This window comes from Neobacillus pocheonensis (assembly GCF_050477905.1).
Taxonomy (GTDB): Bacteria; Bacillota; Bacilli; order Bacillales; family Cytobacillaceae; genus Neobacillus; species Neobacillus pocheonensis_A.
In genome coordinates, this window is the sequence record NZ_JBCNAD010000099.1 from 60032 (window position 1) to 67874 (window position 7843).

Consider the following 7843-nt stretch of genomic DNA (forward strand, 5'->3'; position numbering starts at 1 on the left):
TCTTACCCCTCCATATCGTAGATCGAATGAATGTAAGGGCCGGATCCAACCGGCGCTCTCTCGTATGCTGCTTGAAGAGGGTTTAAAAAGAGAAACAAGAGATTACGGCATTCTTGTTCTTCACATACATGACTCGGCAATTCGGCTGTAGATGACAATTTGTTTGCAAGTTCAAACGAACGACGATAGAGCTGCTTTTCAACCTTGGCGATCTCTTTGCCCTCTTGGATGTAAAGAATGTAATAAAACTGCCTCTCCATGGCTTCACCGTTGGAAGCCATGGAGGATGCATGTACAATATTGTTATTTAAGATCCTGCGTTTCATTGTATTTTGTTGTTTGTTCTTTTTAGCTTCTAAGCCAGCTATATAACCATCCAAATCCGCAGGCCTTGGGATCGATAGAAACTGATAATCATAGTCGATCCCATTCAAAACCTCATTCAACCGTTGAATTTTACGTCTTTGTTCGTTTTTGGATAGCAACGTAATATTGACTGGCTGTACCTGAACATAAGAGAGAAGATAGCCGTCTTTTCGATGGACATAGTAGTTATAAACATCATCAAAAGGAATCCATTTTTGGATCGACGGCTTATCAGTAGGGGCTTCTAACGTTGGGTTAGATACGGGAGCCGCCTTTTTTTCGGTATTTTTCATAAAAGGCATTTTCATATTTCCGTCCCTCCCCATGAATATAAGTATATCGGCGTACTCCGCTTTTGAACTTTCGTGAATCCTTGATAAAATCCATCAGGTTCCTTCCTGTTTTGGGATGGGACACGGATATGAAGAATCCCATCGCCCCAAAGAATGCAATAAGTATGACGCGAAAAAATGACTCAGTAATAAAACCAAAAAGCCAAAAAAACAAGAATCCGATTCCTAAACCTATAGTCGTAACTATGAGCTGCAAATTGCCGAAACCAGGGAAGTATTCGAATCGTACCTTTACGTTCTTAGGAATCAAGTACATAACAATTATGCAGCTCCTTTCGTAAGCATTTTACGCATCATGATCATGCTACCTGCTTGTTGTGCTGCTCCACCAGCTGTACGACCAACACCGGTTGAATGAACGAATTGGCGTAACCATTGTGGAGATTTGAAAGTACACCATAATACACCGACGAACAGGAATAGATTTACAAATTGTTCCCCAAAGTCGATTTTAAACAGCAAATAGAAAGCGACTTTTAGTAAGAATATCTGTAAAGCTTGTGTTAATGAAATCATGGCCAACTCTTTCCACCAAACCTCATAATATTGTCCGGAACCTGTAAGGCTTAATGCAGTAAGCGAACCGCCTGCAGCCAACGTAGCAAGCTCCCCGGCACGAATTGAAGTTTGAACGACGACAACAACCAAAATCACAACAGCTAATAAAATGGCAATACAAACAAATAGTTTAATATTATTGCGTGCGAGTAAACGCGTCATGAAAGCAATCATAAGGCTTGCGTTATCGTTGGTGACGGAGTTAGGATCCCCATTTAATTTTTTTTCGTCCAATCCAGCAATATCAGCTGCGAGTGCTACCCCAAATTTGTACATTGTTTTAACAATCCAAGGAACTGACATAATAACAGCGGTCGCATGGACGGTTTTAATTAAGAGACCTCCGGGATCCGCATCCGGATCACCATTGATTCGCAGGATGTAGCTTATGATAGCTTCATAAGATACCTTAACCGCCAAGATGGTTAAGGCTGTACCTTGCATACAAAGGATGACGCTACTAACAATCGGCAAATCCAAAATCTTCAAGGCTACTTCTGATATCTTCGGGAGCAGTATAAGCATCATATCCAATGCTTGTTGTGCAATCTGCTCGACAAGATACATGAATGCCATAAAGACTAGCTGTATGGCGAAGTTCATATGGCATTAATGCCTCCCTCTTATTTGTAGTAGTACATCACCGCTCCGATTATTGTCATTGGAATTTGACCGATAACAGCTGCTTTGATGATTTGTTTAATGCGCTTATTACGGAATGCTACATCACTCGGATCGCCTTCACCGATCATTTTCATAATGCTTTGGAAGCCAATAGCAGCCGCTGCAGCAATCGGGACGATGATTAAGATGTAAAATCTCACATCACTTAACAGATTTTTTGTGCCTTTGAAAACAGTATTATCGCTGTAAGTTCCAGTTTCTTCCGCGAATGCAGGAACAGTCGTTGCCAAAAATGCAAAAATAGCCAGGCAGCTAGAGAAATAAACCTTTTTCAAACCCTCAATAGTCTTGTTCATTTTCATCTTCATTGATATTCCCTCCGTTGTTTTAATCCACATCGTTCATAAAACTCGAATTTTCGTTTCCTGCTGCTACTTCATCATCCCCCGGTTTAGCTTCGGCAGCTAAGAAGTCCGGGACAAAAATCGGAACGTCCTCAATAACGAACGATTCTGCATATGGATCACCCCCACCTGAAATAAATAATTTGTCTGCTGGCCATTCTTTTAAGTCCGGCAAAGGCAATCTTGCCGGGAAATGCCGGATCCGAAGTACGAGCGATTGGTACCACGGCCAGCGCATGATTTCACCTTCATCAAGCAGCGCCCGACCAGTAAGGTTCGTTGAATAACCAGCTGAGTTATCATTTGCCCGAACCGATGTTGAAACGCTATCGGATTCGACGGTATATTGACCGGTTTTACGGCTTATGAATTTCGCCGTATCCGGATCGGCCGTAATAAGATAAAGCCAAGTCTGACAGTTACCAGTAATCGTTGAAAGTGATACATTCGGATATGCATCTTTAATTTGGCCGAAGTCCTGGACAATGAGGATCCAACGTATGCCACGGCCAAGAGATACTGTTTGTTTCGTTGTAAAGTCTTTGATCGGTGGCATATTACCCCACTCGTCGAAAAGCATATTTACGCGAACCGGCAAACGGCCGCCGTACTTTCTTGATTCGGCAACCAACTCTTGGTAAACCTGGTCGATATAAAGAGCTGCAATTGGATGCCTTGTCGTATCTTCATCCGGAATGATGAGGAACACAGCACTTTTTGTTCTTCCTACTTCGGCTAAATCATGATCTTGATCTGCTGTAAGGTAAGAAATTTCCGGATCCGCGAAAAGACGAAGTAATGCCGCTACGTTAGCGAAGAAACTGCCCCTCATCCTTTCAGGAGATAGTTTTGCTGTGGTATAGGCAAGTCTTGCGGGATGCTTTTTATCCAAAGACTTAATATACTCCGTAAGCGGCACATACTCTCCAACAGCGGTTTTTATCGTTTCCCCCAATTCGGAAAGTGTATGATACACAGAAGTCATATGTTTTTGCGATTCATCCGGAGCTTCGTTTGCAATAATTAACATCAATGAAGCAATTACAGACTCCGCACCGTCTGTCCAAATAGATTCGCCTGTTGATTTCTTTTGATTGGCAAACATATGAGCTGCGTTCCATGCGGCTTTTGTTGCTTGGGAAACGTTTTTATTCTGAATCCCCTTTTTAACAAGGTTCATAGGATTCCAACGATTCCCCCGGCCTGGCTGGTTAAAATCAAGGAATTTTACGTTATACCCCTTCGATCTAAGATAAGGAGCTGTACTTTCGTAAAGCTCTCCTTTCGGATCGGTAATAATCATGCTCTCCCCGGCCTCGGCCAGTTCCCAAATCGTAGGCTTAATGACAAAACGAGATTTACCGGACCTTGATGCTCCAATTAGAAGGACATTCGTATCATCACTGTCTAAATAAGCTTTTTGTTCTTCCGGATCCATCCCTAATACGATACCACCGCGTTTAATCGGTTCGTCAAAATGCCATACAGTAGTTGAACTTTCAATTTCGTCATCGCTTTGCCATCGGCTTGTACCGAATTGACCTTGACCCTTCGCTTCCGGCCCACCAACGCCATCGGTAATACGATTCTTTCGAGTGGGATTCTCTTTCCAAAACATCAGGGCAACCACGATGAGAATCACTGGCTGCAAGAACATCCAAAAGTTACGAAACTTAGAGTCTGTAAATAGTTTTAAAAAACCGGTCCAAGGTTTGACTTGTTCTACATACATCGATGCAGCACCCGGTCCGTATTCTTTGAAGAAATCCGGAAACAGTAAAAGTAATGGCAATACGATAACATCAAATAAGAAAATTAATATTAATACGACTACCTTTGATCGGCTTAATCGAAGGCGTTTTAGAAGCTTTTTCTTCTTCAATTTGGCATCTGCCCCTTTTGATCGGAGCTACTCACAGGCTCGCAATTTACAATCTCTTTCAATCTATAAGCTCGCCCCGGCCCCGATCTTCCCAATATAAAACCATGCCTTTCAACTTGCTGTCTTAAATCAATAAATATCGGCTTACCATTTAACTGTGTTCCCGAATAAATACCACGACCATCCATACCAACACCCCCTAAGTATCGTTTTACTGCTCGTTTTCTTTCTCCTTCTGACGTTGCATTTGCCTTTGAAACTGTCTTTTTTGCATTTCGGCTCTAGCCTCTGATTCCATCCGGTCTTGTTCTATAGACCTCCACAGGGCTTTCCAAAACGATTTTGCAATACTGCCTATACCGCCCTGCTGCATAAAACTCTTCCCATAACCATCTCCTTTCCACATCCAAGGAGCATCCACTTTTAAAGTATCGCAAAGATCCTTAAATTCTTTCTTTCCTAATACCGGATCTCGGCCCCAAGCTTTCATATCTGATACTTGCCGTTCAACCGTAGAGATAATTTTTTCAAGGCGTTTGTCATCAAGGTTCATTCCAGTTCGAGCATTCCAATCATTGACCATTGCGGTCACTTGTTCATGGTTTAGTCCAGCTGCAAACATAACCTTTGCAAATTTGTTGACAGTATCCTGTACAGTATCACGAACACCCATCTGCCTGGACATAACTTGGATGTCATCAGCTCGTTTTTGAAATAGATCGAGCCGATCCAAAACATTCCCATCCATGTTATTGGTTCTTCCTAGCCACTCACTTATTTCATGTCGTATCTTCGAAACTTCGCTGGTTTCGTTCTTAAGGAAAGTGGCATACATTTCTGCAGTCGATATCACTTTTTCGAGAGAATCTATTTTAGTAGTTGTCAGCTGCATCTGACGCAAAGCTTCGTTATATTTTTCTTTATCGAGGACTATTCTCTCTTCTGTGATCCATGGGTACGGTAACTCTACATGAAGGTTTCGAGTGATCGCCTCCCAGGTTTCTTTCTTTAAAAATTTCGTTTCAGCGGCTTCTATTTTACGTAATATTTGTCCTATATCTGAAATATTGTTTTGAGCCGCGAATGACCCCATGATTATACTGCGTTCATTACTTGGAACATTTAGCTGTTTTAAAGCAACCGTCATACAAAAGGCGGTATACCCCGCATCTGCCTGCTCCTCCGGATCCATCTTCCCGGATCTAAACGCTTCAATTACCTTATCACGTTCTTCCGGAATAATGATATTAACCTCTTCCGGCTCCCATGGGTATTCAGCTTTAATCCCTGCGTTCGATGTAAATTCCGTCCAATCTTTCTGTGTCAGAAACGTACTTTCAGATTCTTTAAGCACTTCTTCACTCACGGCTAAAATCGTATTTATTTTCTCTTCTTCAATCCCGACATTTTGGAAAACAAGACGAGCGTTTTTATCGTCCACACCGCTCAGTTTGAGAATGTTGGCGACGGTCGCTATCTCACTTTCAGTTGGTTTTTCGGTATTCGCCGGTTCTTCGTTGACCTTTGAAATAATTCCCTGGATATCTTCCCGTTGAAGTTTCAAGTCAGCTTTTGCTTGCCATTCATTAATGATCCTGGCTTGTCCTGCAGGAGAAATACCAAAGTTTCTCAATGTCTCAACGGATTTCGAAATAACAATATGTGCTTGCACATCTTCGGGTTTACCTATCGCTTTTGCAAACTGCTCAATAACGATTTTCGCTTTATCTGGATCAACAGTTAAAAATACATCTTTCTTGGATTCCGCTGCAGCTCTCAAAACAAGCTGCGATACACGCTTTTCCAAGTCATTCATCGCTTTCTCTTTCGCCCGTTGAATGTCATTTTCCTTAAAGGTGTATTGCCTTGTCATCCCTTCAACAGCATTGTAATAACGATTAACCGACTCTTGAAAAGATGGTTGCTGCAGGATCCACTTGGTTGTATTTGTCACGGTCTCTTTCACATTTTCAGGCATGTATTTAAAAGCAATACGCCCTTTATCCGGCATAATCATTCCCAGCTCTTGGATCCGGTTTACGATAGCTCTTTGATCTTCCGGATATAACTTTGGAGGAATTGGAGTTTTGGCTGCCCCAATACTCTCATTTTCAAGCTTAATTTCACTTTGAAGTTTCCGAATTTCACGGAGAATATCAACGGTGCTAACCAAATTATCTTTGCTTATATCGCGGATTAGATCGCGCATAGCGGTTTTCTCTTGGTAAAGTTGTGTCTGTTCTTGCCCGTATACTTCTTTCATGAATGTTTTTTTTACGTCGATACGCTCACCTTTACTTAGCGTACCCTTTCTTCGTTGCGGAACCTTCTCCCACAAAACAAGATGAACATGTGGATGGCCTTTCTCTTGATGGAAGGCTCCAACCCATCTTAGATTTGTCTCGCCTATCCCCATCTTCTGTGCTGCTTCTGGCACAGATGCCCTCAATGCATCTTCCCAGCTTTTCCGATCCGCAAGATCAAGTCGTTTGGCATCCTCTTCGGTTAAACTAAGAACAATTCGCCAAACAACCCCCTTATGCTGTTCAAGTTCTTTTTGAATTTCCTTTAAACCTGGTTTTTCCCCAAGTGAAGAAAATAGCCCATGAGAACCCGGTCTTTCATCAACGTATTTTACATGCCCGCCAGGTGTTCCAGGTTCAGAGTTATTTAACTCAACGTCGATCATTTCATATTCGTCATTCTCATTTTCTTGGCTACTCCGGTCCAGCTCCGCACCGGGTCTTGTACCTATGTAATTTATGTGCGCCGCGTTCTTCGCCTGATTTTTACTGGTTGGTGCATAAAACTTAATTTTACATATGAATGGGGCTTGGAATCTCCCGTGTTCCTGAGCTAATCTCTCGAATTTCTCACTCATCTATCTCTCCTGGCTTCTGACTGGTATCACGAACGAAAGCAACTGCTTTTACTCTTGCTTGTTCATGGATCGTTCGAACATCTCTTCCTAATTGGCCAAGCACTTCAACGTTCGTATACATGGCGGTTGCTGCAGCTATAGCAGTCTTTGCATTAATGGCGGCCAAACGTTTCACGGTTGGTTCATTAACCTCTGCAACAGCTTTTCGAATGGCTGAAAGAATTGGATCCATAGCGTCCAACCCCAATTCTAGTTTTGCAGCAGTACGTAAAAGCCTCCTGCACACATCGGATTTATTCTCCCCTCGCCTCACAGAGATCGCGTCGATCATGGCCTCCAAATCTTTCTCAAAGCGAAGCTTGTATGGTTCGCCAAGTTTTTTGTCGTCATCCATTGTCATTGCCCAATTCACCCCCTTTTGTAATGCTGTGGTCCCATAAAAGTAAGACATATTAATATTTTACCATATTTTGTGGTCTAGTAAAGGGAAATTTTAGGACTTTTGTGGTCCATATTGTGGTCCTTCTTACCCCCTATCTAGCAGGCTTTGCCTGCTATGTGTGGTCCAGCGCGACCACGCGCCTTATCCTGCATTACCAAACCCCCTCCATTCGCCCAGGCTCATTTCGGGTTTTTGGCACCGCCTCTAGGCCCGATTTCGCAATCGGTCCTATCCGCTTTTGCTGAATCAAAAGCGCCCACCGGATTATCCGGTGGGCGCTTTGATTCGCATTTACTCTTCGAAGATACATTCGACAATATGACTCCAAGGAAC

8 protein-coding genes are annotated in these 7843 nt (G+C 42.7%); all 8 read right to left on the reverse strand.

The window, feature by feature from the left end; all coding sequences use genetic code 11:
- Positions 1-2: 2 nt before the first annotated feature.
- Entirely contained in the window at positions 3-674 is a 672-nt protein-coding gene (locus ABES02_RS29455; RefSeq protein ID WP_430141534.1) for a hypothetical protein, read from the reverse strand.
- Positions 675-980: 306 nt separating this feature from the next.
- The gene (locus ABES02_RS29460) at positions 981-1880 is read right to left on the reverse strand and encodes a conjugal transfer protein TrbL family protein (protein ID WP_430141535.1); all 900 of its coding nucleotides are present in this window, start codon (positions 1878-1880) and stop codon (positions 981-983) included.
- Between the two features lie 20 nt (positions 1881-1900).
- Positions 1901-2263: a hypothetical protein gene (locus ABES02_RS29465; protein ID WP_430141536.1), complete on the reverse strand. Its 363-nt coding sequence runs from the start codon at positions 2261-2263 to the stop codon at positions 1901-1903.
- Between the two features lie 25 nt (positions 2264-2288).
- A complete protein-coding gene (locus ABES02_RS29470) occupies positions 2289-4187 on the reverse strand; it encodes a VirD4-like conjugal transfer protein, CD1115 family (protein WP_430141539.1) in 1899 nt (632 codons plus the stop codon).
- Positions 4184-4375 carry a hypothetical protein gene (locus ABES02_RS29475; protein WP_430141542.1) on the reverse strand — a complete coding sequence of 64 codons (192 nt, stop codon included), beginning with the start codon at positions 4373-4375 and terminating at the stop codon, positions 4184-4186. The genes ABES02_RS29470 and ABES02_RS29475 overlap by 4 nt, the downstream gene beginning before the upstream one ends.
- Before the next feature lie 23 nt (positions 4376-4398).
- Positions 4399-7068, reverse strand: coding sequence for a MobP3 family relaxase (gene mobP3, locus ABES02_RS29480; RefSeq protein ID WP_430141544.1), 2670 nt, complete (start codon positions 7066-7068; stop codon positions 4399-4401).
- Complete coding sequence (locus ABES02_RS29485; protein ID WP_430141546.1) at positions 7061-7468, reverse strand: hypothetical protein; 408 nt, start codon at positions 7466-7468, stop codon at positions 7061-7063. The genes mobP3 and ABES02_RS29485 overlap by 8 nt, the downstream gene beginning before the upstream one ends.
- 193 nt (positions 7469-7661) lie before the next feature.
- A partial coding sequence (locus ABES02_RS29490; protein ID WP_430141548.1) for a hypothetical protein occupies positions 7662-7843 on the reverse strand: 182 nt, incomplete at its 5' end.